This is a genomic window from Bradyrhizobium sp. USDA 3364, assembly GCF_054056355.1.
In genome coordinates this window covers 95,661-119,948 of sequence record NZ_JBSRYG010000002.1, presented here as the reverse complement: position 1 = coordinate 119,948, position 24,288 = coordinate 95,661, and the positions used below count along the sequence as shown (strand labels likewise).

The 24,288-nt window shown below is 64.0% G+C and carries 25 protein-coding genes; 8 read left to right on the top strand and 17 right to left on the bottom strand.

Annotated elements, in window-relative coordinates:
• Positions 1-2 precede the first annotated feature (2 nt).
• The 3 genes from ACVILL_RS00775 (at position 3) to ACVILL_RS00765 (ending at position 3,644) form a co-directional block, all read left to right on the top strand.
• A complete protein-coding gene (locus tag ACVILL_RS00775) occupies positions 3-662 on the top strand; it encodes a hypothetical protein (protein WP_456727388.1) in 660 nt (219 codons plus the stop codon).
• 75 nt (positions 663-737) lie between these two features.
• On the top strand, positions 738-1,880 hold the full coding sequence (locus ACVILL_RS00770) for an epoxide hydrolase family protein (RefSeq protein ID WP_456727387.1): 1,143 nt from the start codon (positions 738-740) through the stop codon (positions 1,878-1,880).
• Between the two features lie 42 nt (positions 1,881-1,922).
• Positions 1,923-3,644: a metallophosphoesterase family protein gene (locus tag ACVILL_RS00765; protein ID WP_456727386.1), complete on the top strand. Its 1,722-nt coding sequence runs from the start codon at positions 1,923-1,925 to the stop codon at positions 3,642-3,644.
• On the opposite strand, the gene ACVILL_RS00760 is transcribed toward ACVILL_RS00765, so the two are convergent.
• Together ACVILL_RS00760 and ACVILL_RS00755 are read right to left on the bottom strand one after the other, a co-directional pair.
• A complete protein-coding gene (locus tag ACVILL_RS00760) occupies positions 3,641-4,675 on the bottom strand; it encodes an AI-2E family transporter (RefSeq protein WP_456727385.1) in 1,035 nt (344 codons plus the stop codon). The genes ACVILL_RS00765 and ACVILL_RS00760 overlap by 4 nt on opposite strands.
• Positions 4,676-4,723: 48 nt before the next feature.
• Positions 4,724-4,873 carry a hypothetical protein gene (locus tag ACVILL_RS00755; RefSeq protein ID WP_456727384.1) on the bottom strand — a complete coding sequence of 50 codons (150 nt, stop codon included), beginning with the start codon at positions 4,871-4,873 and terminating at the stop codon, positions 4,724-4,726.
• A gap of 53 nt (positions 4,874-4,926) precedes the next feature.
• Here ACVILL_RS00755 and ACVILL_RS00750 point away from each other — a divergent pair, with 53 nt between their 5' ends.
• Positions 4,927-5,079 (top strand): hypothetical protein, encoded by a 153-nt coding sequence (locus ACVILL_RS00750; RefSeq protein WP_456727383.1) that lies wholly within the window; start codon positions 4,927-4,929, stop codon positions 5,077-5,079.
• Here ACVILL_RS00750 and ACVILL_RS00745 read toward each other — a convergent pair.
• The 6 genes from ACVILL_RS00745 to ACVILL_RS00720 all read right to left on the bottom strand — a co-directional run bounded on the left by ACVILL_RS00745 (position 5,064) and on the right by ACVILL_RS00720 (position 11,328).
• Positions 5,064-6,077, bottom strand: a complete 1,014-nt coding sequence (locus ACVILL_RS00745) for an ABC transporter ATP-binding protein (RefSeq protein WP_456727382.1) — start codon at positions 6,075-6,077, stop codon at positions 5,064-5,066. The genes ACVILL_RS00750 and ACVILL_RS00745 overlap by 16 nt on opposite strands.
• Entirely contained in the window at positions 6,070-7,050 is a 981-nt protein-coding gene (locus ACVILL_RS00740; RefSeq protein WP_456727381.1) for an ABC transporter ATP-binding protein, read from the bottom strand. The genes ACVILL_RS00745 and ACVILL_RS00740 overlap by 8 nt, the downstream gene beginning before the upstream one ends.
• Positions 7,047-7,868 carry an ABC transporter permease gene (locus tag ACVILL_RS00735; RefSeq protein ID WP_456727380.1) on the bottom strand — a complete coding sequence of 274 codons (822 nt, stop codon included), beginning with the start codon at positions 7,866-7,868 and terminating at the stop codon, positions 7,047-7,049. Before ACVILL_RS00735 ends, ACVILL_RS00740 begins: the two co-directional genes overlap by 4 nt.
• Before the next feature lie 67 nt (positions 7,869-7,935).
• Positions 7,936-8,871 (bottom strand): ABC transporter permease, encoded by a 936-nt coding sequence (locus ACVILL_RS00730; protein ID WP_456727379.1) that lies wholly within the window; start codon positions 8,869-8,871, stop codon positions 7,936-7,938.
• Positions 8,872-8,931: 60 nt separating this feature from the next.
• On the bottom strand, positions 8,932-10,521 hold the full coding sequence (locus ACVILL_RS00725) for an ABC transporter substrate-binding protein (RefSeq protein ID WP_456734135.1): 1,590 nt from the start codon (positions 10,519-10,521) through the stop codon (positions 8,932-8,934).
• Between the two features lie 342 nt (positions 10,522-10,863).
• Positions 10,864-11,328, bottom strand: a complete 465-nt coding sequence (locus ACVILL_RS00720) for a GNAT family N-acetyltransferase (protein WP_456727378.1) — start codon at positions 11,326-11,328, stop codon at positions 10,864-10,866.
• Between the two features lie 296 nt (positions 11,329-11,624).
• On the opposite strand from ACVILL_RS00720, the gene ACVILL_RS00715 reads away from it, so the two are divergent.
• Positions 11,625-12,257, top strand: coding sequence for an invasion associated locus B family protein (locus ACVILL_RS00715; protein ID WP_456727377.1), 633 nt, complete (start codon positions 11,625-11,627; stop codon positions 12,255-12,257).
• 8 nt (positions 12,258-12,265) lie between these two features.
• On the opposite strand, the gene ACVILL_RS00710 is transcribed toward ACVILL_RS00715, so the two are convergent.
• A complete protein-coding gene (locus ACVILL_RS00710; RefSeq protein WP_456727376.1) occupies positions 12,266-12,739 on the bottom strand; it encodes a hypothetical protein in 474 nt (157 codons plus the stop codon).
• A gap of 45 nt (positions 12,740-12,784) precedes the next feature.
• Entirely contained in the window at positions 12,785-13,231 is a 447-nt protein-coding gene (locus ACVILL_RS00705; protein ID WP_456727375.1) for a hypothetical protein, read from the bottom strand.
• Between ACVILL_RS00705 and ACVILL_RS00700 the strand changes: the two genes are divergently transcribed.
• A complete protein-coding gene (locus ACVILL_RS00700; RefSeq protein WP_456727374.1) occupies positions 13,224-14,156 on the top strand; it encodes a LysR family transcriptional regulator in 933 nt (310 codons plus the stop codon). The two genes, ACVILL_RS00705 and ACVILL_RS00700, sit on opposite strands and share 8 nt — an antisense overlap.
• A gap of 225 nt (positions 14,157-14,381) precedes the next feature.
• On the opposite strand, the gene ACVILL_RS00695 is transcribed toward ACVILL_RS00700, so the two are convergent.
• A complete protein-coding gene (locus ACVILL_RS00695; protein WP_456727373.1) occupies positions 14,382-15,176 on the bottom strand; it encodes a class II aldolase/adducin family protein in 795 nt (264 codons plus the stop codon).
• Positions 15,177-15,351: 175 nt separating this feature from the next.
• On the opposite strand from ACVILL_RS00695, the gene ACVILL_RS00690 reads away from it, so the two are divergent.
• Both ACVILL_RS00690 and ACVILL_RS00685 read left to right on the top strand, forming a co-directional pair.
• Positions 15,352-16,848: a M81 family metallopeptidase gene (locus tag ACVILL_RS00690; protein WP_456727372.1), complete on the top strand. Its 1,497-nt coding sequence runs from the start codon at positions 15,352-15,354 to the stop codon at positions 16,846-16,848.
• Positions 16,845-17,855 (top strand): glutathione S-transferase N-terminal domain-containing protein, encoded by a 1,011-nt coding sequence (locus ACVILL_RS00685; protein WP_456727371.1) that lies wholly within the window; start codon positions 16,845-16,847, stop codon positions 17,853-17,855. Before ACVILL_RS00690 ends, ACVILL_RS00685 begins: the two co-directional genes overlap by 4 nt.
• A 4-nt stretch (positions 17,856-17,859) precedes the next feature.
• Here the strand turns inward: ACVILL_RS00685 and ACVILL_RS00680 are convergent, their stop codons facing one another.
• From ACVILL_RS00680 to ACVILL_RS00655, 6 genes are all read right to left on the bottom strand, one after another.
• Positions 17,860-18,132 carry a hypothetical protein gene (locus tag ACVILL_RS00680; protein ID WP_456727370.1) on the bottom strand — a complete coding sequence of 91 codons (273 nt, stop codon included), beginning with the start codon at positions 18,130-18,132 and terminating at the stop codon, positions 17,860-17,862.
• A gap of 72 nt (positions 18,133-18,204) precedes the next feature.
• Positions 18,205-18,834 carry a DsbA family protein gene (locus ACVILL_RS00675; RefSeq protein ID WP_456734134.1) on the bottom strand — a complete coding sequence of 210 codons (630 nt, stop codon included), beginning with the start codon at positions 18,832-18,834 and terminating at the stop codon, positions 18,205-18,207.
• A 505-nt stretch (positions 18,835-19,339) separates the two neighbouring features.
• Positions 19,340-21,262, bottom strand: a complete 1,923-nt coding sequence (locus tag ACVILL_RS00670; RefSeq protein WP_456727369.1) for a flavin-containing monooxygenase — start codon at positions 21,260-21,262, stop codon at positions 19,340-19,342.
• Positions 21,263-21,271: 9 nt separating this feature from the next.
• Positions 21,272-22,045 (bottom strand): SDR family NAD(P)-dependent oxidoreductase, encoded by a 774-nt coding sequence (locus tag ACVILL_RS00665; RefSeq protein WP_456727368.1) that lies wholly within the window; start codon positions 22,043-22,045, stop codon positions 21,272-21,274.
• Positions 22,042-22,686: a TetR/AcrR family transcriptional regulator gene (locus ACVILL_RS00660; protein WP_456727367.1), complete on the bottom strand. Its 645-nt coding sequence runs from the start codon at positions 22,684-22,686 to the stop codon at positions 22,042-22,044. The genes ACVILL_RS00665 and ACVILL_RS00660 overlap by 4 nt, the downstream gene beginning before the upstream one ends.
• Positions 22,683-24,179: an AMP-binding protein gene (locus ACVILL_RS00655; RefSeq protein WP_456727366.1), complete on the bottom strand. Its 1,497-nt coding sequence runs from the start codon at positions 24,177-24,179 to the stop codon at positions 22,683-22,685. The genes ACVILL_RS00660 and ACVILL_RS00655 overlap by 4 nt, the downstream gene beginning before the upstream one ends.
• Positions 24,180-24,288: the final 109 nt, after the last annotated feature.

The following is a 24,288-nucleotide window of genomic DNA, read 5'->3' as shown; positions in this document are numbered from 1 at the left end:
GCATGCTGGATGGCCTGCGCTTCGATGCCGGTACCGGCAGGGATGGCGCCAAGATCGGCGAGAAGCGCGCCGACGGGAGCTTCGTCGAGCCGAAGGCCCATATCATCGTCACCACCGAATCGCTGTTCGCGCGCTGGCTGCATGAGCACAAGACCTGGTGGGACAAGGGCAGCAAGAACGTGCCGCAACAGATCGATGCGGCGCTGAAGTTCGAGGGCCTCTACACCCAGGCGATCTCGACCGATGCGGCGGTGATCAACTTCAACGAGCTTCCGGTCGTCAAACCGGTGTCGGCCACTCTGACGTATGGTTTCCTGGCCGGCCGCACCCAGGATTCGTTCCCCGAGGCGGCCGACGAGGTGTTCGTGGCGGTGCTCGCCGGCGGCAAGATGTACATCGCCTATGGCGAGATCGAGCCCACCGTGCAGGTGCCAGGGTGCACGGCGATCCGCACCGACTACAACAAGAAGGCCGACGCGGCGGCCGAGAAGCTCGAGCGCAAGCAGTTTACCAGGGCGGCCTATGACAAGCTCGGCGACCTGCGACAGCAGGGCGAGGACGCCTTCAAGCGCTGCTTCGTTCAGCACGCCCCGGAGCAACCGGCATTCGCCGCGGCCACCAAGCAGGCCCAGGCGCTGCTGGAGGCGGCGATCGGCAGGTAGCGCCGTAGGGCGGTTTGATCGCCGACCCGTCCGCCCCTATCTTCGCCGGAAAGTTCTGCATCCCGGGGAGACGCCATGAACACCGCCATCCGCCCGTTTCGCATCGCCGTCGGCGACGATGTCCTCGAGGATCTCCGTGTCAGGCTGCGCCGGACCCGCTGGCCGGAAGCCGAACTGGTCGACGACTGGAGCCAGGGCGCGCCGCTGAAATGGATCAAGGATATCTGCCACCATTGGGCCGAGACGTATGACTGGCGGCAGCGCGAGGCGCGGCTCAACCGTTTCAGCCAGTTCACGACCGAGATCGACGGGCTCGACATTCACTTCATCCATGTCCGCTCAAACCATCCCGAAGCGCGGCCCCTGATCATCACCCATGGTTGGCCGGGCTCGGTGGTCGAATTCCATAAGGTGATCGAACCGCTGACCGATCCGACCGCGCATGGCGGAAGCGCGGCCGATGCCTTCCATGTAGTGTGTCCGTCACTGCCGGGCTTCGGCTTCTCGGCCAAGCCGGCCGCGACCGGTTGGGGTGTCGATCGGATCGCCAGGGCCTGGGCGGTGCTGATGGAGCGGCTCGGCTACACCAGCTATTTTGCGCAAGGCGGCGATTGGGGCTCCGCGGTCACCACCGCGATCGGCGGACAAGACGCGGCGCACTGCGCCGGCATCCACATCACGCTTGCGATGTCGACCCGGCCCAATGTCGAGGGGCAGCCGACGCCGGAGGAAACCCGCGCGCTCAACGGCATCAAATACTATGCCGACTGGGATTCCGGCTATTCCAAGCAGCAGTCCACCCGGCCGCAGACGCTCGGCTATGCCCTGACGGATTCGCCGAGCGGGCAGGCGGCCTGGATACTGGAGAAGTTCTGGGCCTGGACCGACTGCGACGGCCATCCGGAAAACATCCTCAGCCGCGATGAGATGCTCGACAACGTCATGCTGTACTGGGTGACCGAGACGGCGGCATCGTCGGCGCGGCTCTACTGGGAAAGCTTCGGGCCCGGCAAGCGAATTCCGCACAAGGTAAGTGTGCCGACCGGCGTCGCCGTCTTTCCAAAGGAGATCGTCACGCCGGTCCGCAAATGGATGGAACCGAACTTCACCAACATCCAGCACTGGAACGAGATGCCGAAAGGCGGGCATTTCTCGGCGTTCGAACAGCCCGAGCTGTTCGTCCGCGAGGTGCGGGAGTTCTTCAGGACGCTACGCTAGCTGCGTTTGTGTCAATACGCTGCGCAACGGAGGGACGTCGGCGTGCTGCTTGATCCCCGCGATGGCGACTTCGAGGACAATGCCGCCAGTCCCGAACAACGTTCGTTGTTCGCGATCGTGGGCAGCCTCCTGGTTGAGATAAGCCCGGCGAAGCTGTTATTCGCCTGGACGGTTTCACTTCTGCTTCCGGGCCTGCTGCTCGGTCTTGCGCCGCTGGTCGCGTCCGCCTGGATCTCGAGCCTTTCGCAACAAGTTCTGGCGTTGTCCGAAGTGGGGGCCGTGCTGGCGCTGGTTGTGATCGCAGCGTTAGGGTGGCTCGGCGGGCGACCGCTGCTTCAAATCGCAGAAACAAACTTCTGGTCATTGAACGCGCTCGCGGTGCAACCGAGCTACACCTTCACGCGCGAGGCGCTGGGCCATCTGGCGGAACTGCTCTGGCGAACCGGCGCAACTCCTGCGTCTCGCATAAGGCTGCGCCGCAATTGCTCAATCGGCGCCGGCATGCTGCTCTCTGCAGGTGCGGCATTGATCGCGGTCCTGTCCTGGCCTGCTTCGCAATGGACTGCGACCGTCAATGACCTTGTTCTGGTCCATCGTCTTGTGGTGCCGACGTTCGCGAACGCCGTGGTGCTGGTGTCCAGCTATCTTGCGGTCGCATCACTGGCCTGGAGTGTGGCCGACGCCAGCATGGATCAACCGGCCGACCTTGCCGCCTTCGACGCGACGCCGCCCGGCGGCCGCTGTTGGCGCCTTGCGCATTTGTCTGATCTTCACGTGGTCGGCGAGCGATACGGCTTCCGCATCGAAAGCGGGACGGCCGGTCCGCGGGGAAACCAGCGCTTCCATCGCGTGCTGGCTCGCCTCGCCGAAATTCACGCCGTCGATCCGCTCGACCATGTGCTGATCAGCGGCGATATGACGGATGCTGGCCGGCCCGGCGAATGGGCGGAATTTCTCGATGCATTGGCAGGTCATCCTGAGCTTGCAGCACGCATCATCATGCTCCCGGGCAATCATGACGTTAACGTCGTGGATCGCGCCAATCCCGCGCGCCTCGACCTGCCGTTCAGCCCAGGCAAGCGGCTACGGCAGATGCGTACCCTGTCGGCGATTGCGGCGGTCCAGGGCGATCGCGTGCATGTCATCGACGGTTCCGGCAAAACATCGGCTACGCTGAACCAGGCGCTGGCACCTTACCAAGACCGGATCGTCCAATTTGCGCAGCACGGGGGGGTGCGCCGTGCAGTGGCGGTCCGCGGCCTGTTCGATGATCAATTCCCAATGATCCTGCCGCCGGACCGGGATGGTGGCCTCGGGATCGCCATTCTCAACTCCAACGCAGAAACCCACTTTTCCTTCACCAACGCGCTCGGTTTGGTTTCGGAAGCGCAAACCCGGCGATTGGAGGCTGCGATCCGTCATTTCCCGACGGCATGCTGGATCATCGCGCTGCATCATCACTTGATGGAGTATCCGATGCCGGTCAAGACGTTCGCCGAACGCGTCGGGACGGCCCTGATCAACGGCAGTTGGTTTGTACGCAGGTTGCAAAAGTTTTCCGATCGCTCGGTCGTGATGCACGGTCACCGGCATATCGATTGGATCGGTACATGCGGTGCGTCGAAGATCGTCTCTGCCCCGTCGCCGGTGATGGGGGCGACCGATGATGCGGTCAGCTATTTCTATATCCACAGAATGGTGGTCGGGCCGGACCGGAAGCTCTGCCTCGCCGAGCCCGAGCGGGTGGAAATTGCCGGAAGCTAGGACGTTTCCGGCCTGTCTTGGGGCGTTCCGCCGAACAAATCGGCGATCCATGCGGCCGACGGACTCTCGGCACAGAAGGTCAGAATAGCGAGCGTGATCGGCACGCCGATGAAAGTCCCGAACAGGCCCCAAAGCGAGCTCCAGAAGAAGATCGCAAACAGCACCAGGAATGGCGAGATCGACAACGTCGAGCCGGCCACCCGCGGTTCGATATAGCTACCGACCACGAACTGGATGACGTTGAGACAGGCGAACACACCGAACACCGCGGGCCAACTCTCGAACTGCGTCATGGCGAGCAGCGTGGGGAACAACGTCGCGATGAAAGGGCCGATGAACGGAATGTAGTTGAGGACAAAGGCGATGACGCCCCATTCGAACGCGAATGGCAGTCCGGTCACGGCGGCGAACAGGCCGACCAGGAGACCCGTGACCGCGCTCATCTGCGTCCGCACCAGCATATACTTGCGAAACTTGGCGGCCGTGGCCGTGCTGCCCTTGAGCAAGATGCGCGCGGCCGTGCGATTCTCCAATCGCTGGATGCGTCGACCAGCATCTTCGACTTCGAGAAGTCCCAGCACGACATAGACCAGCACGATGAGCCAGAAACTCAGCGTCGTGTTGACGCGGCCGGTGACGTATTGCGCGACGCGCAGCAGCCAGCCGACATTGAAATGCTCCGCCCAAAGGCCTGCGAACGAGACGCCGTGGCCGTCCAGCCATATCACGGCGGTGTCGTAGAAGGCTTGATATCGCGCCGCATCCGCAATCAAGGAGCGCCCGACACGGCCGAAACCCCACGCCGCGAGCGAGGCAAATGCGACGCAGGCAGAGGTCGTAACGACGACGGTGATGGCGAGCGCGAGGAGTTTCGGCAGCCACGACTGCAGCCGCTCCTGAACGGGCCAGACGATCGCAATGATGAACAGGGCGGCTGCAAGCGGGGCCAGCACGCTGCGCGCCTGAGCCACCGCCGCACTGACCAGCACCGCGGCAATGATGCCGGTCGTGATCTTCAACCCGCCTGTCATCCTTGGGTCATCCGATCTCCTGCGAGTTGGCTCGATCCAGCGGCGCAGCTACAGCAATCCGCGATAGATCCCCGGCGCGGAGTCTTCGATGGCCACCGCGCCCACAGCCTTCGTATAGAATTCCGCCGGCCCGGTCCCGCCAATGATGGCGTAGCCGAAGCCCTGGTGTCTCATGTCCTCAAGACAGGCGAACAGCATCCGGCGACCTTAGTGGAAAATGCGCCCCGCAGGCAAATCGCGCGAGATGCGGGATGGCGGCCACCTGTCGTGACCGTACCATCGGCAAGGCCAAGACGCTCCCCGTTGCCGTGCAGAACATCAGCAACGGGCAGGCTGTCGTCTTCAACGTCCCGCTCGACGGTTTCGCCGCGGCACTCGTGCGCACCATTCAGCTTGCAAGCTGACCGGCAATCTCGTCGGCCCGCCAGCACCGCACCGCGTGCCCGTCCGCACGCGTTTCAAGCGAGGGCGCGGGGTCGCGCTGGCACACCGCTTCCGCGTAACGACAGCGCGGACTGAATGCACATCCGTCCGGCGGATCGAGGGGATTGGGGAGCTCGCCCCTTGTCGTCGCGAGCGGTGCGCGGCGTAGCGGATCGGGAATCGCGGCGATCAGGGTTTGCGTATACGGGTGGGCCGGCCGTTCGAAGATGTCGCGCCAGCCGCCGGTCTCCACAATGCGGCCGAGATACATCACCGCGACCCGGTCGCTCATATGCTCGACGACGCCGAGGTCGTGGCTGATCATGATGTAGGAGAGGCCGAGACTCTCCTTCAATTCCAGCAGCAGGTTGATGATCTGGGCACGGATCGAGACGTCGAGCGCCGATACGGGTTCGTCGCAGATGACGATCCTGGGATTGAGGATCAGCGCGCGGGCGATGCCGATGCGCTGGCGCTGGCCGCCCGAAAATTCATGCGGGTAGCGGCCGGCCTGTTCGGGCCGCAGCCCGACATGCCTGAGCATCTCCGCAACGCGTCCGTCGATCTCGCTTTGGGCCGTGACGCCATGCAGCCGCAACGGGTCCTCGAGCGTGCGGCGAACGGTCTGGCGCGGATTGAGCGAGGCGTAGGGATCCTGAAACACCATCTGGGCAATACGGGCCAGTTGCTTTCGATCGACTGATCGCCGGTCGGTCACGACGTGCCCGTCCAGCACGATCCTGCCTCGCGTCGGCGTCAGCAGCCCAAGCAGCGAAAGGGCGACGGTCGATTTGCCGCAGCCGGATTCGCCGACGAGACCGAGGCACTCACCGCGCTTCAGCTTGAGATCGACGCCGTCGACCGCTCGCAACAGCCGCCGGCCGCCGCCCAGCAGGCCGCCGCCAAGCGGAAAATGAACCGCGAGATCCTCCACGCTGAGGATGACATCGTCGCCGGGTCTCACCGCGGGTTCAGGCATGGTGGTGGCACCTGACGAGCCCGCCTGCATCGAGCCATGTCGTCTCCGGTACGGTGGTCCGGCAGATATCGGTCGCCTGCGCGCAACGCGGATTGAAGCGGCAACCGCTCGGAAAGTCCGCGATCGCCGGTACGACGCCGGCGATCTCCCGGAGCCGCGACCGGCCAAGTGCCGCGCGGCTGCCGAGCCGCGGCAGCGAGTCGACCAGGCCCTGCGTGTAGGGATGTGCGCAGGCGCGGAAGATGTCATCCGAGCTGCGTTCCTCGACGATGCGGCCGGCATACATGACGCCGACGCGGCGGCAGACATTGGCGACCAGGCCCAGATCGTGGCTGATCATCAGGATCGCCGTGCCCCTCTCGGCGCATAGATTGCGCATCAGTTCGATGATTTCCGCCTGCACCGTCACGTCGAGCGCGGTAGTCGGCTCGTCGGCGATCAGAAGATCCGGATCGCATGCGAGCGCGATGGCGATCATCACGCGCTGGCGCATGCCGCCCGAGAGCTGGTGCGGATAATCCTTCACCCGTCGCTCCGGCGCGGGGACCCGGACATTCGCCAGCGCCTCGACGGCGAGCTGGTTTGCCTGGCGCCAGCTCTTGCCCTTGTGCAGGACGAACATTTCCGCGATCTGCCGGCCAACCGGCGAGACCGGATTGAGCGCCGTCATCGGTTCCTGGAAGATCATGGCGATGCGGTTGCCGCGCAGCGCGCGTTGGTGGGCCGCGGAAAGTCCCTGGATCTCGCGGCCCTCAAAACGTATGGCGCCGGCGGCGATCGAGAGCGGCCGGCGCAGCAGGCCGATCAGGGCGAGCGCCGTGATGCTCTTGCCGCAGCCGGACTCGCCGACCAGGCCGAATGTCTCGCCGCGATCGATGCGGAATGAAACGTCCTCGACCGCGGCAACATGCTTGGCGCCGTCGTCGAGATCGATGCGCAGGTCCACGACTTCGATCAGCGGGGGAGCCGTCATGCGCGCCGGCTCCGCGATTGGGGATCGAGCACGTCACGCAAGCCGTCGCCGAGCAGATTGAGGCCGAGCACCGTCAGGAATATTGCCAGGCCGGGGAAGACCGACAGCCACGGCGCCGTGGTGATCTGGTCGCGGGCCTCGGACAGCATGCTGCCCCAGCTTGGATACGGTGGACGGATGCCGAGGCCGAGGAACGAGAGGGAGGCTTCGGCCAGCACCGCGCCGCCCATGCCCAGCGTGCCGATGACGATGATGGGGCCGACCATGTTCGGCAGCAACTGCGTGATCATGATGCGCAAGTCGCCATAGCCGAGCACCCTTGCGGCCTGCACATAGCCCTGGCTCTTCAGCGCCAGCGTCGAGGCTCGTGCGATCCGGCAAGTGAACGACCAGTTGGTCAATCCGAGCGCGATCAGGAGGCTGGTCAGGCCGGGCCCAAGCACCGCCATGATGGCGAGTGCGAAGATCAGCGAGGGGATAGCGAGCATGAGATTGGTCAGCCCGTTGACGAAGTCGTCCCACCAGCCGCCCCAATAGCCAGCGGTCAGGCCCAGCGTCACGCCGATCACGCTGTTGACGAGCTGCGAGACGATGCCGACCGTCAGCGAGATGCGCGCGCCGTGCACGACGCGAGAATAGATATCGCGTCCCTGCGCATCGGTACCGAACCACCACAGCCAGCTCGGCGGTTCTTCCGCATTCATGAGGTTGGCGCCCATCACCGGATCCGTATGCGCCAGCCACGGCGCGAACAGGCCGACGAAGATCGCAAGCGCGAACAGCACCCCACCGATGATCGCGCTGGTTCCGAGCTTCATCGCGGCCGCTCCGCCGTGGCGGGCTGCACGGCCGATCGCGTGCAGGCGTGATGAAAGCGAGCACCGCTCATGCGTACCTGATCCTCGGATCGATCACGCCGTAGAGCAGGTCGACCAGCGTGTTGACGGCAAGGAAGAACAGCACCACCACGAGAATGGTGCCCTGCACGGCGGGAATGTCGCGTTGCAGGACGCTGTCGACCAGCAGCGAGCCGATGCCCGGCCAGGAAAACAGCTTCTCGACGACGACCGCTTGTCCCATCACGACGCCGAATTGCAGGCCGATCGCCGTGAGAATGATGACCAGCGCATTGCGCATCACGTGCCACGTCACGACCCGGGTCTCGCTCATGCCCTTCGAGCGCGCCGTGCGGACGAAATCCGCGGTCATGATCTCGAGCACGGCTGCACGCGTCGTCCGCGCCAGCAGCGCCATCGGCGAGACACCGAGCGTCACGGCAGGCAGCAGCAGATATTTGAGCCCGCCATTGCCATAGCCAAAGCTCGGCAGCCAGCCGAGCTGCAATGCAAACAGATACATCAGCAGCAGCCCGAGCCAGAACTTGGCCATCGAGAGGCCGGAGACCGCCAGCACCATCGAGATCGTGTCGACGATGCTGCCCGGCCTCAGCGCGGCGATGAAGCCGAGCGGCACGCCGACCGCGACCGCAAACGCCAGTGCCGCGAATATCAATTGCAGCGTTGGCCACATCCGCTTGACAATCATGGTCGTGACCGGCTCACGGGTGCGGAACGAGGTCCCGAAATCGCCGGTCGTGAGCTTGGCGACATAGGAGCCGAACCGCACGTAAACCGGCTCGTCGAGGCCGAGCTGCTTCTTCATGCGCTCCACGACCTGAGGGTCCGTCGGGCCCCGGCCGTCATCGCCCATGCTCGACGCGATGCTGCCCGGAACGACGCTGAACAGCACGAAGATCAGCAGCACGACGGCCAGCACGGTCGGGATGGTTTGCAGGACTCGACGGATCGCGAAGGACAGCATTGGACGTTTTCCTCACTCCCTCCGTCATGTCTCACGATGGAGGGAGAGCGATGGCACCTGTCACTTCGCGGGCGAGCTCTCGTCGACCCAGAGGTCTTCGACGTTCTGATGGGTCAGTTCGGTCGCGTCCAACTGAATTCCCTTGAGCCAGGGCTGCACGGCCATGACAGCCTTGTTGTAGTTGAAGAACCAGACCGGCGCTTCGTCATGGAGCAGCGCATTGGCCTTTTGCAGCAGCTGGACGCGCTTTGCGGCGTCGTCGGTCTGCCCGGCATCGTCGATGATCTTGTCGAACTCGGCGTTCTTGAAGTTGGTGTAGTTGCACGCCGATTGCGGCGTCGCCGAATGGAAGCATTTGAGCGCGGCTTGCGGGTCCGGGCCGGTCGCCTGGGAATAGATGAAGGCCTGGAAGTCGCCCTTGCGGATGACCTCCGCCAGCACCGCGGTCTCGACCTGCTTGACCTTTATCTTGATGCCCACCTTGTCCAGCATCGGGATCGCGGCCTCGACGATCGGCAAGCCCCAGCTCTCATTCTGGCTGGTGGTCCATTCGAACTCGAAGCCCGTGGGATAACCCGCGTCTGCGAGCAATTGCTTCGCCTTCGCGGGATCGTAGGGGTAAGGCTTCATGGCCTTGTCGTACGCGGGCGAGGTCAGCGGCAGCCAGCTCGTGGCGCGATAGGCCTTGCCCTTGACCAGCTTGTTGATGATCAGATCGGCATCGATCGCGTAGTTGATGGCCTGCCGAACCCGCTTGTCGGAGAAAGGCTTGAACGCGGGATTCATCCCCATATAGCGCGTGAAGACCTCGGCGACCTCGACGATGGTGCCCTTGAGATCGGGGTCGGCCTGATAGGCGACATACTGTGCCGGCCCGAGCACCGAGGTATCGATCTCCTTGTTGCGGAAGGCGACATCGCGCGCCGCGGCTTCGCCCATCAACGAGATGACGATCCTGTCGGCGTAAGGCTTGCCGCGCTTGTAGAACCGATCCCACCGTTCGAGCACGATGCGCGATCCCGGCACGTGCTCGACGAACTTGAATGGACCAAGACCGATTGGCTTCTGGATGAAGCTCTCCTTGGCGCCCTCATCGGCGGGATAGATCGAGGTCAACGCGGTGAAGAAATAGAACGCGGGATCGACCTTTTCGATCAGCTTCATTTCGAGGGTGAAGTCGTCGATCTTCTTCAGGCCGGAGATCTCCTTGGCCTGGCCCTTCTCGACCTCGGCCGCGCCCTCGATGATGCGGACAAAGCGTGCGCCGGGATAGGCCTTGGTGCCGTCCATGATGCGATTGTAGGACCAGATGATGTCGTCGGCCGTCATCCTGCGGCCGTTGTGGAAATAGGCGTCGTCGCGCAGCTTGAAGGTGTAAACGAGACCTCCGCCCGAGACGGTGACCTCCTTGGCAAGTTCCAGAACCGGCTTGCCTTCGGTCGAGTCCCAGATGTAGAGCGACCGGTGCAGAGCCTTGGCGTAGATCTCATCCTGGGCGCGGGGTGTCGTGTGGACGTCCATGCTGGTGAAGCTGGAACCATAGGGCGCCGTCATGCGAATGGTCCCGCCCTTGCGCGGTGTCTGGGCCGCCGCCGTGGCGACGAGTGCGAGCCCCAGACCGGCCGCGATCGCAATCATCTTGAACATCATGTTTCCCCAACGATGCAGAAGCGTTCCGATCAGCGAGTTGATCATCGGCGGCATGTCAGGCGCAAGGTCCTCATGTCGTGTCGATGACGATCGGCACCGATATTTGTGTCCTCTCGATGCGAGGGGCGGGATCATGGAAACGCAGAGTGTGGTGCGCATCCGGTCCGGAATACCGTCGACGCGTGCGCAACTTATGCTTGTGTGCAAGCGATTGCGATTGAACGGATTTCGGGTTCCGTCCTGAGTTCGCGAAACCAGGTTCTACAGTGAAGCCGATGGGCTTGGCGCAACGCATCATCGGGCGCACGTCGCGCTGACCCGTGGTCCCGACCATCCTGCGAACTACAACAGTCCCCGATAAATTCCCGGCGCGGAGCCTTCGATGGCCACCGCGCCGACGGCCTTCGAATAGAAATCCGCCGGCCCGACGCCACCGATGATGGCGTAGCCGAAGCCCTGGTGTTTCATGTCCTCGAGACAGGCGAACAGCAGCGCCTTGCCGATGCCGCCTTGCTGAGCCTTCGGCGCGACACCGGTCGGGCCGAAGAAGTTGCGACACGCCGCGTCGTGGCAAGCGAATCCCAGGATCTTCTTCTGCTGGACCGCGATGAAGCAGGAGACCGGTTGGCGGCTGAATGCGACCTCGGTCTCGCTGGCCCATGCCTCGCTGAACGTCTCCCGCACCCAGGCTGTGACCTTGTGCTTTTCAGGGGCGAGCGCGCGGCGCATGACAATTCCGGCCTGCTGCAACCGATCATAGGCGGGCCGGGAATCGGGCAGGGCATAGAGCTTGACGAGCATGTCCATCCGGCGAGCTTAGTTGAAAACGCGCCGCGGGCAAATCGCGCGAGGGAAGAGGGTCTTCGGGATGCTGCGCTGGCGACAGGCCGCGTCATTTCCGCTGTTGCCTGTCCGAGATCCTGGTCTCGCGCGCAACGGCCCAAAAATACCCGCCGCAGAACGCAACAATCGCAACAATGACGGTGGCGGCGATAATCTCTTGCATGTCGGCGGTTCTCCAAATACACGTACCTCGCATATGTGGGAAATATGCCCACACAAAGGAAAATCGGTTTCCGGACGTAACGCGGCGGAGCGAATGCATGGTCGGAGTCAGCGCAGCAGACAGGCGTCTTCGGGCGATCGCAGCCCTCGTCGTCATGGCCGGCATCGGCCCGGCGCAGGCCGCTCGAACCCATGATCTATCGGATGCCGGCGCGGGCGCCGTCTCGATTCCGGTCGACACGCGCAGCCAGACGTCCGCGGCGGAGGGCGCGGTCCGGGCCGTGCAGCTTCCCAAGGGCGCGTCCGCGATCAGCGAGACCTATGGAGACTGGATCGTCAAATGCCAGCTCGACGGCGGTGCAAGACTGTGCACGCTCAGTCAGACGCAGACCTCCAAAGAGACCAATCAGCAAGTCTTCGCCATCGAGCTGCTCCGCAGGAACGGAAAGACCGAAGGCAACATGTTGATGCCGTTTGGGCTGAAGCTCGACGCCGGGGCCGTCGTCAAACTTGACGGCAAGGATCTGGAGCAGACGCGCTTCTCCACCTGCACGGCGCAGGGCTGCTTGCTTCCGGTATCCTTTCCCACCGTCGTCACCGACACCATGAGCAAGGCCAAGACGCTGACGGTTGCCGCGCAGAACATCAACACCGGGCAGGCGGTCGTGTTCAACGTCCCGCTCAATGGCTTCGCCGCGGCGCTGGAGCGCACCATTCAACTTGGAAGCTGACCGGCGCGCTACGCGGCGACTAGACTGCGCTGGTCGACAGCAATATTGCGGGCCTCGATCGCCTTGACGGAGTTCTCGAACGCTTTCGCCAGCACGCCTCTGCCGACGGTGCGGAGCACGAGGCCGAGGATCCATCCCTTCAGGTTCTTGCCGTCGCGCACCACCACCACGTCGATGTCGGTGGCGCCATCGTGCCGTCGCGTGAAGTTGTAGATGTGGCCCGACGCGCCGCCCCACACATTGGAGTCGGTCGTCGTCAGCACGACACGATCGGGGTCGGACCAGTCGTAGTGCAAACGTTCCCAGAACCCGCCCGAACCTTCCGTCACGTCCGCATGCGAAGGGCCGCGATCATGCACCCTGAGATCGGCGTCGGCGCTGTTGGCGAAGAGCTTCGAGCGGCCCGGCCCAAAGTCAGTGAGGCCGGCGACGTACTGCTCGGGCGTCAGGCTTGTCGTGCGATGAAGGCGGATCGTGGACATCTGCGGCTCCTGGACGGGTATCGGAAAGACACCGACGGTGTCGGGCTAGTCGGAGAGTGCGCCTGACTTGCGGACGGTCAGGCCGGCGCCGTTGCGGCTGATCTCCAGCGCGCCTGCCTGGTTCGGCGTCGAGAGCAGGGCACGCTGACCGGGCGCCAACACCGAGACGAATCGGATAGGCGTTCCGGCCTCGCCGTGCGCGAGCGTGGTCACCACGCGATATCCGTCGGGCTCGACGGTGTAGTAGACGACGCCGGAGACGTCGCCGAGATGGATGCTTTGGCCTTCGATCGGTCTGAGCGTGCTTGCGTGCGCGGCTCCGAGTGAGGCCAGGGTGAGGGCGGCTGCGAGAATTGTGCTGCGGATCGACATGAGATCCTCCGTTGGCTTGGGGTGGACTTGGGCGGCGGGCGATAGCCCATCGGCTCCCTTGCCGGAGGAGATGGTTAGACTATGATTATCGATCAAACAGATGGGATCGATAATGGTCATCGATATCACTAATTTAGGTCGTATCGACTTGAATCTGCTGGTTCATCTCGATGCGCTGCTGACCGAACGGAGCGTGACGAAGGCGGCCGCCTGCGTCGGCATCGGCCAATCCGCGATGAGTCACAACCTCGCCCGCCTGCGCGAGCTGTTCGATGACGAGCTGCTGACGCGTGCGGCCGATGGCATGCGTCTCACCCCGCGTGCGGCGGCCTTGCGCGAGCCGGTGCGAACCGCGCTCATGCAGGTTGAGGCGGTGGTGTTGCGCGACCAGGCCTTCGATCCGGCGACGGCGGTGCGGACGTTCAGGCTCGGACTGTCGGACAGCATGGAAATCCTGATCATGCCCGTTCTGCTGGCGCGCATGCGCGAGATCGCACCGGGCGTTCACTTCCGGCTTTACAATGTTGATGCGTCCCGGCTGCTCGATGACCTCGACGCCGACGAGCTGGATCTCGCCGTCGCCCATGGGCCGCTCCCGCAGGGACAACTGCATCACAAGCGGCGCACGCTGTTGACCGAGCGCTTCGTGTGCATGTTCAATGCCGAGAAGACCGGTATCACGCCGCCGATCTCGCTTGAGGACTACGTAAGGCTGCCTCATGTGCTCACCAGCCTGCGGCCAGCCCGCAGCGTGCGCGGCATCGTGGACGAAGCGCTCGACAAGCTCGGCCTGCAGCGCACGGTTGCCCTGACCACGCCGCGTTTCCTCACCGTCCCGCATCTGGTGGCGCACGCGCCCGTCATCGTCACCATGGGAGCGCGCCTGGCCACGCGCTTCTCCGCTGAGCTCGGGCTCAGCCTCAGCCCGCCGCCGGTGGAACTGAGCGAGATGCCCGTGACGTTGCTGTGGCACGCCTCCTACGATCACGATCCGGCCCATGCCTGGTTGCGAAACCAGGTCGTCGAGCTGGCAGCCGAGCTGTGAGCCCGCGCGGCGATGTCGAGAGATGGCGGGGGTACGACACACACTGGCCGCGCGCCACACGCTCGCTGTCGTCGCTGCGAAAGCAGAGACCCATAACCACGAATGGTTGTTGTTGAGCGATGTCGGAACGACGCGTCCCGTTCAAAACCCCCGCCGCGGCGTATGCGTCCCTTGCTTTCGCAGGGACGACACCGGAGTTGGGGTAGCGCCTCACGCTCAGTCGCCTTACTCCCGATATGACGGGTCCGCCCGATCGAGCTTGCGCAGCAGCGCGGGCCAGGCGAGCTCGCCGTTGCGGGCGGCGCGACCGGGCTTGGGCAGCATCCGCTCATAGGTGTCTTCGAGGATGTTCTGTGGTGGGTAGGTCAGATTGGTGTTGCAGGATAGCGCCATCACCTGGGTCTGGCAGGCACGCTCGAGGCGGAACAGCACGCTGAAGGCGGCGGGCACGGTGCGGCCGACCACCAGCAGGCCATGGTTGCGCAGGATCATCGCCTCGTTGTCGCCGAGGTCGCGCACCAGGCGTTCGCGCTCGTCGACATTATCGGCGATGCCTTCGAAGTCGTGATAGGCGATGTGCAGGAAGCGCATCGAGGTCTGCGCCAGCGGCAGCAGACCGCATTCCATCGCGGAGACCGCCATGCCGGCCGGGGTATGGGTATGCGCGACGCAGTCCATGTCGTGCTTGGCCATGTGGATGGCGCTGTGAATGACGAAGCCGGCGACATTGACGTCGTAGTCGGTTGCGTTGAGCAGTGTGTTGCCCTCGACGTCGACCTTGATCAGGCTGGAGGCGTCGATCTCCTCATACAGCATGCCGTAGGCGTTGATCAGGAACTGGTCGGTGGTGCCGGGCACGCGGCAGGAGATGTGGTTCGCGATCATCTCGGTCATGCCGTACATCGCCGTCAGGCGATAGCAGGCGGCGAGATCGACACGGGCCTGCCATTCCTCGGCGCTCACCTGCTCGCGAACGGATTTGACGACCTTGATCGCGGGCGAGCTGACGGGCGGATTCATGGCGTTCTCTCCTTGGAAAAACCTGTGATCGTTGCCGTGGAAGATAGCAGAATCGGCGCGGCGGCAAGCTCCAGCGCGTCTGCTTATTTGCAGGGCTGGCGGGCAAAAACCGAATGCGGATTGGCGCGCGGCGGGTTCAATGCCAGTATGCGGAAAAAGAGGTGAGGCGCACAAAATGAGCGATCGCAAGATACGTATCGCCGTCCTGCATTTCTCCCACGAAACCGTCTCGTTCCTGCCGAACGAGACCACGCTCGACGACTTCATCTATCCGGGCTCGCCGGCCAAGGGCGAGGCGCTGCTGCAGTTCGATCCCAAGAACTACATGGGCGGCTTCGTGCAGGTGGCGCGCGAGTTCGCCGAGGTCGAACTGGTCGGCATCGAATCCCCGCTCTGGCCGAAAACCTACACCGGATCGGGCTGGATCACCCAGGAAGCCTATCGCACTTTCACCGGCAGGATGATTGCCGGGCTGAAGGAGGAGGGGCCGTTCGACGGTGTCTATCTCTGCCTGCACGGCGCGATGGCGGTGCGCGACGTGCCGCGGCCGGAGGCCGATCTGGCGCGGCAGGTTCGCGAGGTGGTCGGCCGCTCGGCATTCATCGCCGCAACCTTCGATCCGCACGGCAACGAGGACGAGGCGTTCCTCGAGCAGGCGGACATGGCGTTCGCCGTTAAATACTTCCCGCACTATGACGCGCATCTGCAGGGCGAACGGGCGGCACGCATGCTGGTCCGTGCGATCCGCGGCGACTACAAGCCGATGCACAGGACGATCAAGGTTCCCGTGATCTCGCCCACCGTGCTGCAATGGACCGGGGCGCGACCGTGGATGGATCTCGTGCAGCGCGCGCTGGTGTGGGAGGCCCGCGAGGTCGACGTCTACGTCAACATCTTCTTCGGCTTTCCCTTCGCCGATGTTCCCGACGTCGGCATGACCGTGCAGGTCCTGACCAACGACAACCCGAAGCTCGCAGAGCAGGTCGCGCGCGATCTGGCCGGCACGATCTGGCGGCTGCGCGAGGCGCTGCTGCAATCGACCAGGCTGCACAGCATCGCCGAAGGCGTGGCGCTGGCGAAGCAGGCCGCCGCTGATGGCCGCACGCCGGTGGTGCTTGCCGATCACAGCGACCGGTCGGGATCGGCAACCTGGCTGCTGCGCGAGATCATCGCGCAGGACGTCGCCAACACTGTCATCGCGACCATCGCGGATGCCAAGGCGACGGGAAGCGTGAAGGCGTCTGGCGCCAAGGCCGGCGATGCCTTCGACATGGAGATCGGCGGCCTCGCCGACGAGTCGGCAGGCGATCCGGTCCGCATTCAGGGCATCATTTCGGCAGCGACCGAGGGCTACGGGCAGTTCTGGGTCTGCGTGCGCTTCGGCCGCAACAACGTGCTGATCCTCTCCACCTATCTTGTGCAGATCGTGGAGCCGTTCCCGCTGAAGGCGCTGGTGCCCGACATCGATGCATTCGACGTGATGGCGATCAAGTCGCGTGTCCACTTCCGGCGCGGCTTTGACGACAACGGCTTTGCCAAGACGATCCTGCTGGTCGAACCGGACCAGCCGTTTCTCGGCACGACGCGCCTGGACAAGCTGCCTTACAGGAATGTTGATCTGACGCGGTACTATCCTTACGGCAATCCGGCGTTTCCGGAGCAATCATCATGACTGAGGGCCGCTATCGCCTGATCGGCTCGACCGCATCGCCCTATGCGATCAAGCTGCGTGCGCTGATGCGCTACCGGCGGATTCCGCACGACTGGGTGATCATGACCAAGGCGCTGCGCCAGGCGACAGCGCATCTGAAGCCGATGCTGATCCCGGTGCTGCAATATCCCGACGGCAGCTATCGCGGCGAGACCACGACGCTGGCCTATGATCTGGAAGCGCGTCACCAGGGACGCTCGGTGATCCCCGAGGACAAGGTCGTCGCATTCGTCTGCGATCTGCTCGAGGACCTCGCCGACGAATGGGCGGTGAAGCCGCTGTTTCTCTATCGCTGGTGGGATCCGGAAGACCAGGCCTATGTGTCGCGCTGGGCCGGAGAGGAATGGGCGACATCGGAAGCCGCAGCCGGCAGCCGCGACGAAATCGAGGAGTTCCGGCAGCGGCAGATTTCGCGCATGGTCATTCTCGGCGCGACGGACGAGAACAGGCCGCTGCTCGAGGAGAGCTATCGCCGGACGCTTGCGGCGTTCGAGCCGCATGTCGGCATGACGAGCTATCTGTTCGGCAGCCGGCCGTCGCTGGCAGATTTCGCCTGGTTCGGCCAGCTCAGCGAGATGGCGACCGACCCGACCCCGATGCGGATCATGCGCGAGCGTGCGCCGTTCACCGATCACTGGGTGCGGCGGCTCGACGACGCATCCGGTGTCGAAGGCAAGTGGTATCCGCGCGAGCAGGCGCTCGGCGGCTTCGCCGAGGCGCTGCTGCGGATCGCCGGTGAACTCTATCTGCCGTTCCTGGCCGCCAATGCGGATGCTTTCGCAAAAGGCGCCGAACGGCTCGAGATCAATGTCTGGCGTCTGCCTTACGCGCTGGCGCCGTTCAAATATCAGGTCAAGTGCCTGCAGCAGCTGCGCGAGAAGTTCGCCGCACTCGATGCCGGTGATCGCGCTGCGTTGAAGCCCGTGCTGGAACGCACCGGGTGCTGGGCGATCCTGAATGGAAGCTGAGGGTTCAGGCTTTGGGAAAGTCCTTGCGCATCGCGATCTCGGCCGCATCGCCCGGCGACAGCGTGTTGCTGTCGAAGGCGGCCTGGCGCTCGGTCACGATGTCGTAGAGGGAGATCTGCTTGATCGGCTTCGCCAGCAGCAACCGGATGCAGTCCGCCAAGGTTCCGTTGTAGACCAGATAGGGCGTCCGGTTGGCCACCCGCTCATTCCTGAGCGAAGGCCATTTTTTCAGATCAGCCGGCGCGTCATAGGCAATCGGGACGGTTTCCTTGAACATGCTTGGTTCCCGGTGGTCTCGTCATCGGGAAGGCTAGCCGCTGACGGTAAACAGATTGGAAACGGCCGACGCTCACGTCCGGTGCCTGCTGCCCAGCGCGACCGCGATCGATTCCGGATTTTTGATGCGCTGGATCAGCAGGTCGACGCGGTCGCCGCCCCAAAACAGCTCGCCGTTGAACACCATGCTGGGAACGCCGAACACGCCAAGCGCTTCGGCCTCGTCGATGATGCGATCGTGCTCGGCGCGGGCAGGGCCGTGGACATAGGCCTCGAATGCCTCAGTGGAACCGCCGATCGCGGCGATCACGCCGGCAATCTCCGACGGCTCGTCGATCTCCAGCTCATGATTCCAGAACCGCTGGAACACCGTGTCGTGGTAAGGCCGAAACAGTCCGTGACGCTGCGCGAACAGCATTCCGGCGCTGGCGTAGAAGGCGTCGTAGATCCGGCGCGGGCCCTTCATGGTCAACCCTTGCGCGTTGGCGTACCGCCGCGCGTCCATGTAGGCGTAGCGCACCTTGCGCCAGAAATGCGGCGTGCGTTCCTCGACCGTGCCCATGAATTCGGGAATGCGCAGCGTGTAGGGCAGCCATTCCAGCTCGACACCATAGGCCTCCTCGAGCTCGAACAGGCGCTTGTTGGCGACATAGGCGTAGGGAGACTTGTAGTCGGTGTAGATTCTGACCTTCGGCTTTTCCATCATCGTTCCTCACCTGTCACGACGATTGTTTCCGATCCCAGGCGGAGGTGCAATGCGGCGTGACGGCGGGGAGATCGCGGGCAAACGAGTGGGCCCCGGTGCATTCAAGCATCGCGGGGCCCTGCTACTTCGTTTTAGCGAAGGATGTCTGGTACAGACCAGGTGTGTTTCGGGACCTAAAAGCGCTTGGCCTTTGCGCTCTCGTCCTGCGGATATGCTCAGATTGTCGGCAGTGCACGCGGCTAGCAGCTGCTATCAGCCTCAACGTGCACCGAGACCTTGCCGCTGAGCAAGGTCGCTGGCTTGCGCCGGTGGCGTCATGCTCCTCTCCAAGGGTGGGCCGACGGACCTCTGTCCGCTTCTGCTGCCTGGCGTCCGATCCCATAATCGTCCGTCAATTCCTGCGACGCGAGGAGCAGACGCTCCAGCACTCCAACAGGTGCAGTCATCGAAATGCTGCGGCAGTTATGGCCTGCTGTCAAGTTAACGAGCGAGGTAATTCAGGTCAGGACTCCTGTCGCGACTTGGTCTGACGATACTGCGTGAAGTCCGGATCGTGCGTCATTTTCCAGTAGTCGACGAACCGCCACGGCATCGCCGAGAACACGCGACCGCTTCTGTTGCGGTAGTAGGTCGTCATGCCCGGATGCGTCCAGATCAATTGCTCATGCTCGGCATCGACGCTGCGGATGTATGCGTCATGCGCGTCGGGATGCACGTCGATCGCGGCGATATCGTTCTCAATCATCTCGACGAGGCAGGCGGAGATGTAGCGGCTCTGGCATTCCGACTGGAAGATCACGCTGCCGCCATGCGCAGGTCCCGAATTCGGGCCGAGCATCAAAAACAGATTGGGAAAGTCAGGCACCGTGAGACCGAGATACGCGGTCGGATTGTCGTGGCTCCAGACCTGCTTGAGGTTCTTGCCGTCGCGTCCGGTGATGTTGAGCCGCGCCGCCATCTCCGAGACCTTGAAGCCGGTCGAAATCACGACGACGTCGTGTTGGCGCGATGTGCCGTCGGCGGTGACGATTCCGTCAACCGCGAAACGATCGATCGTGTCGGTGACCAGTTCGACATTCGGCTTGGTCAGCGTCTTGAACCAGTTGTTGTCGAGCAGGATGCGTTTGCCGTAGGGTGGATAGGTCGGCATGCACTTTTCGATCAAATCGGGGCGATCCTTCAGCTCGGAGAGGATGAAGTCGGCCAGCTCCTGGCGATGCCGGTCGTTGCCCTTGTTGACGGCGCGCTCCGGATGCGGCCAGGCCGGATCCTTGCGCAGGAACGGCAGCAGCCCGTCGCCGTAACGCCAGAACATGTTGAAGCGGTACCACTGCACATAGAACGGCAGATGGGCGAGCAGCCACTGCGCGCCTTCGGTGATCGGATCGGAATAGCCCTTCACCGGCCGGGCCCACTGCGCGGTGCGCTGGTAGACGGTGACCGACGCGACGCGATCGGCGATCGACGGCACCAGCTGCATCGCGGTCGCGCCGGTGCCGATCACGGCGACATGCTTGCCGTCGAGCGTGACGTCGTCGGACCACAGCGCCGAATGGACCTTGAGCCCGGTGAAATCCTCGTCTCCGTCAAAGCGGGCGGGCAGGGGATCGTTGAGCTGGCCGATCGCGCTGACCAGCGCGGTGGACTCGAAGGTCTCTTCGCCGTTCGCGGTCTTCAGCGTCGAGATCCAGCGTCGCCTGCCTTCGTCCCAGCGCGAGGCGACGAGCTCGGTTTTGAGGCGGACGTGCTTGCGGATGTCGTATTCGCCCACGACCTTGAGGAGATAGTCGAGCAGCTCCTGGCGCCGCGCGAAGTAGCGGGTCCACGGATTGCGGGTGCCGAACGAAAAGGAATAGGAGTGGTTCGGCGTATCGACGCCGCAGCCGGGATAGCGATTGACGTACCAGGTGCCGCCCATCTCGTCCTGTCTCTCGACGATCGTGTAGGGAATGCCAAGTCGCCCGAGCGCAACGCCGAGCGCGATCGCGCAGACCCCGGCGCCGACGATCAGCACATGCTGTTGCGCCAGCCTCTCGTCGGCGGGGCGCTCGCGCCAGCGTGCATCGCGCGGGACGAAGCCCATCTCCTCCCGCATCAACGGGGCATATTCCGGCGCGACGTTCTCGCCGAGCGTCGCGCGCATCATCCGCAGCATCAGCTCGTTGCCGGGATCGGTGATGACGGGCTTCGGCGTGCCGTTCGCGAACAAGTTCAAGACCGCGGCGCGGATCTCGTCCTGGATCTCCTTCGGCACGCCGGCGTCCGGATCCGGGATCAGGCGGACATCGCGCTTCGGCTTGTAGGGCGGCTCAAGCCACTTCTCGTCGCCGGTCATGTGCACCAGCACCATCAGCAGCACGCGGATGTCGCCCTCGGCGATGGCGGAGGACAGATCGAGGTGTTTGCGCGGAAGCTCGATATTCATGCGTCGTCCTCAGCTCGCCGGTGCTTCCGGCAGACCGCCATAGGCGGCCCAGGTGGTGCCTGCGATGTAGCCGGCATCGACCGGCAGGTTGATGCCGGTCACGCCGCTGCTCTGCGGCGAGAGCAGCCAGGCGATCGCCTGCGCCACTTCCATCGGCTCGACCAGCCGGTTCAGCGCGGTCGGCCGCGCCAGCAGGTCCTTGTTCAGGGCGCCCGACGCAATGCCGGCTTCGAGCGCGGCGGTGCGGGTGAAGCCGGGCGACACCGCGTTGACACGTACGCCGCTGCGGCCCCATTCGGCGGCGAGCGTCTGCGTGATCTGGATGACGCCGGCCTTGGCCGCGGTGTAAGCGTGGATCGGGCCCGACGTCATGCCGGCCACCGAGGCGACGTTGACGATCGCGCCGTGCCGCCGCTTCGCCATGCCGATGCCGACGCTGCGCGCGACCAGGAAGGTGCCGCGCAGGTCGATATTGACCTCGCGGTCCCATTGCTCCATCCGCACCCGATCGATCGTGTGCATCTTGCCGAACACACCGGCCGCGTTGACGAGGCCGCTGATCGGGCCGTGCGCCTTCTCGATGTCGGCAATACCGGCGCCGACGGCGCTCTCGCTCGCGACGTCGAATGGCGCGGGCCACAGGATGGCGCTCGTTCCGGCCAACGGCTCGGGCGCGATGTCGACGATGACGACGCGATGGCCCTGATCGGCGAGCAGCGTTGCGGTCGCAGCGCCAATGCCGCGGCTGCCGCCGGTGACGAGGATAGTGCCGTCGTCGCTCATGATTTTCTTCCCCTGTCGCTCGTGGTGAACAGGCCGCGCGTGACCAGTTTCTGGTAAGCCGTGATCACATAGTCGGGCACGGCGGTGACGCCGCGCTCGGAATAGGAATAGCGGCGGCTGAGGTAGCCGCGCGCACCCATCAGAACCTGGACGATCGCCTCGAATTCCTCGTCGCTGAAATTGCTGGTCGCGCCCGCCGCCCGCGCGCGCTGGAGAATCCGGACATAGGCGTTCGAGATGTTGTCAAAATGCTTCTGGTAGCCGATCGGCGCGAAGAACTCGGCCTCGTTGAGGATGCGGAGAAACTCCGGCACCTCCCGGATGAAATCGAAGAAGGCGCTGAAGCGCTCGATCTCCTGCCGGGCTTCGCTCGCGGTGCCGGTGCGGGCATGGATGAAGCGGACCATGTCGAGGCCGATCTTCGGCAGCAACTGGTCGAGCAATTCCTGGCGGTTCTCGAAGTGATTGTAGAACGTGCCTTGCGCCACGCCGGCGGCTTCGGTGATGCGGGCGACCGAGGCTTCGGCATAGCCGTATTTGCCGACGACCTTGGTCGCGGCGTCGAAGATCTTCTGCTTGGTCCAGGCGTTGCGCTCGACCCGGTTGAGCTTGGTCACCTTGGCGGGTGTCGCTTGTGTCATGCATTGGCCTCGAGTTCGGCGCGGAGCACGCGTTTGAGCACCTTGCCGGAGGGATTGCGCGGCAGGCTGTCGCGGATGATCAATTGCCGCGGCACCTTGAAGCCGGCGAGCCGCGCGCGGCAGAATTCCGTGAGATCGGGGAGGTCGAGTTTGGCGTCGTCGGCCAGCACCACGATGGCGACCGGCTGTTCGCCCCAGCGGGCATCGGGCAGGCCGATCACCGCGACCTCGCGCACCTCAGGCATTTCGTAGATGACGCGCTCGACTTCGGAGGAAGCGATGTTCTCGCCGCCGGAGATGATCATGTCCTTCTTGCGATCGGTCAGATAGAGGAAGCCGTCGTCGTCGAGATAGCCGACGTCGCCGGTGCGGAACCAGTCGCCGAAGAAAGCGGATGCCGTTTTCTCCGGATCCTTCCAGTAGCCCTGCGTCACCTTCGGGCCGCGCAGGCAGATCTCGCCATCCTGGCCGGCGGGCAGGCGCTTGCCGGAATCGTCGCGGATCTCGATCTCGACATGAGCGATGGCGCGGCCGGTCGATCCGATCTTCTCGATCTCGCGGCCGGGCTCCATGAAGGTGTCGCCACCGCAGCTTTCGGTGAGGCCATAGGCATCGATGTAACGCGCGCCCTTGAAATAATCCGAGAAGGCGCGGATACGCACCTCCGGCGTCTTTTCGCCGCCGCCGATCGCCCATTGCAGGCTGGAGACATCGTAGCGGTCGCGGTTCGGGCAGGTGAGGAGGGCTGTGGTCATGACCGGCGCGAACCACGCCGCGTTCAGCTTCTCGCGCTCGATCGCGGCCAGCGCCGGATCGGGTTCGAAGGTGCGGTGAATGCAGAGCATGCCGCCATGCCAGAGCACGGCGATGCCGGGCAGGTCGAGCGCGCCGACATGATAGAGCGGACCCACCACGAGCAGCCGGGTGTCGGTGTTCAATCCGAGCACCAGCGTCTGGTCGGCGGATTTCCAGTAGATGTTCTCGTAAGTCAGCATCACGCCTTTGGGGCGATCCGTCGTGCCCGAGGTGTACATCAGCCGCATCAGGTCGCGCGGCTGGCGCACATGGATCGACGCCGGCGCGATATCGGGGGCGAGGTTGGTGACGCTGGACTGCGCGACTTCGTCGAGCAGCACGACCGGCGCATCGCCGGTTGCGATCGCGGCGAATTCCTCGTCGGCGACCAGCAGCCGCGCGCCGGAATTGCCGACGATGTAGCCGACTTCATCGGCCGATAGCCGATAGTTGATCGGCAGGAACACCGCGCCGATATGGCTCGTCGCAAACACCAGCTCGAGAAAAGCCGTACTGTTCTTCATCAGCACGGCGACGACATCGCCGGGCGCGATCCCGCGCGCCGCGAGCCAGCCGCCGACTTGCCGGATCCGCAGGTCAAAGTCGGCATAGGAGACGTCCTCGCCGCGATATTTCAGCGCACAGCGGACCGGAGTCCGTCTGGCATGAAATGCGATGAAGCTGGAAAGATTGATCATTTTGCCGTTCGTCGGGCCGATTTCCGGCGCCGTTGTCTCCCTAGATGAATTATGAGTCGTAATTCATCTTTGGCTTGACGTCACCCCCCTTGCTCTGAAAACATTGTGG

Coding starts and splice junctions, on each gene's coding strand:
- ACVILL_RS00760 (WP_456727385.1), bottom strand. CDS start 4,675: ATGACAGGCGGGTTGAAGATCACGACCGGCATCATTGCCGCGGTGCTG.
- ACVILL_RS00705 (WP_456727375.1), bottom strand. CDS start 13,231: ATGACCATTATCGATCCCATCTGTTTGATCGATAATCATAGTCTAACC.
- ACVILL_RS00670 (WP_456727369.1), bottom strand. CDS start 21,262: ATGAATATCGAGCTTCCGCGCAAACACCTCGATCTGTCCTCCGCCATC.
- ACVILL_RS00720 (WP_456727378.1), bottom strand. CDS start 11,328: ATGGACATGCTCGTCAAGCTCTATGCCCTGCCCGATTCCCGGCCCGCC.
- ACVILL_RS00755 (WP_456727384.1), bottom strand. CDS start 4,873: ATGCTGTTCGCCTGTCTTGAGGACATGAGACACCAGGGCTTCGGCTAC.
- ACVILL_RS00685 (WP_456727371.1), top strand. CDS start 16,845: ATGACTGAGGGCCGCTATCGCCTGATCGGCTCGACCGCATCGCCCTAT.
- ACVILL_RS00655 (WP_456727366.1), bottom strand. CDS start 24,179: ATGATCAATCTTTCCAGCTTCATCGCATTTCATGCCAGACGGACTCCG.
- ACVILL_RS00770 (WP_456727387.1), top strand. CDS start 738: ATGAACACCGCCATCCGCCCGTTTCGCATCGCCGTCGGCGACGATGTC.
- ACVILL_RS00710 (WP_456727376.1), bottom strand. CDS start 12,739: ATGTCCACGATCCGCCTTCATCGCACGACAAGCCTGACGCCCGAGCAG.
- ACVILL_RS00740 (WP_456727381.1), bottom strand. CDS start 7,050: ATGACGGCTCCCCCGCTGATCGAAGTCGTGGACCTGCGCATCGATCTC.
- ACVILL_RS00700 (WP_456727374.1), top strand. CDS start 13,224: ATGGTCATCGATATCACTAATTTAGGTCGTATCGACTTGAATCTGCTG.
- ACVILL_RS00775 (WP_456727388.1), top strand. CDS start 3: ATGCTGGATGGCCTGCGCTTCGATGCCGGTACCGGCAGGGATGGCGCC.
- ACVILL_RS00690 (WP_456727372.1), top strand. CDS start 15,352: ATGAGCGATCGCAAGATACGTATCGCCGTCCTGCATTTCTCCCACGAA.
- ACVILL_RS00680 (WP_456727370.1), bottom strand. CDS start 18,132: ATGTTCAAGGAAACCGTCCCGATTGCCTATGACGCGCCGGCTGATCTG.
- ACVILL_RS00660 (WP_456727367.1), bottom strand. CDS start 22,686: ATGACACAAGCGACACCCGCCAAGGTGACCAAGCTCAACCGGGTCGAG.
- ACVILL_RS00665 (WP_456727368.1), bottom strand. CDS start 22,045: ATGAGCGACGACGGCACTATCCTCGTCACCGGCGGCAGCCGCGGCATT.
- ACVILL_RS00675 (WP_456734134.1), bottom strand. CDS start 18,834: ATGGAAAAGCCGAAGGTCAGAATCTACACCGACTACAAGTCTCCCTAC.
- ACVILL_RS00715 (WP_456727377.1), top strand. CDS start 11,625: ATGGTCGGAGTCAGCGCAGCAGACAGGCGTCTTCGGGCGATCGCAGCC.
- ACVILL_RS00695 (WP_456727373.1), bottom strand. CDS start 15,176: ATGAATCCGCCCGTCAGCTCGCCCGCGATCAAGGTCGTCAAATCCGTT.
- ACVILL_RS00735 (WP_456727380.1), bottom strand. CDS start 7,868: ATGAAGCTCGGAACCAGCGCGATCATCGGTGGGGTGCTGTTCGCGCTT.
- ACVILL_RS00750 (WP_456727383.1), top strand. CDS start 4,927: ATGGCGGCCACCTGTCGTGACCGTACCATCGGCAAGGCCAAGACGCTC.
- ACVILL_RS00725 (WP_456734135.1), bottom strand. CDS start 10,521: ATGATGTTCAAGATGATTGCGATCGCGGCCGGTCTGGGGCTCGCACTC.
- ACVILL_RS00730 (WP_456727379.1), bottom strand. CDS start 8,871: ATGCTGTCCTTCGCGATCCGTCGAGTCCTGCAAACCATCCCGACCGTG.
- ACVILL_RS00745 (WP_456727382.1), bottom strand. CDS start 6,077: ATGCCTGAACCCGCGGTGAGACCCGGCGACGATGTCATCCTCAGCGTG.